Below are 243 nucleotides of genomic sequence, written 5' to 3'. Positions count from 1 at the left end.
GCAGCAGCGAGCCGACCGTCAGTTCCCACAGCCGGCTCGGCATCAGGAAAAATGCCGCCATCGGTGCGCTCTGCGTCCACCACCAGCTCGCCCCCAGCGACAGCACGACCAGCGCCGCCAGCAGCGGCACGCTCCGCCGCACCCCGTAGCCGATCCCCACCATCAGCAGCGGAAACACCAGGTAGAACTGCTGCTCCACACCCAGCGACCAGGTGTGCAGAAATGGGTTCAGGTCCGCATCCC

1 pseudogene is annotated in these 243 nt (G+C 67.1%); it reads right to left on the bottom strand.

Annotated features, from left to right (window positions below):
• A pseudogene (locus KUG43_RS16670) lies at positions 1-243 on the bottom strand (acyltransferase family protein); the annotation flags it as partial.

It is taken from the genome of Synechococcus sp. CCY 0621 (assembly GCF_019038465.1).
GTDB lineage: Bacteria > Cyanobacteriota > Cyanobacteriia > PCC-6307 > Cyanobiaceae > Cyanobium.
This window is presented reverse-complemented; position numbering and strand designations above follow the sequence as displayed.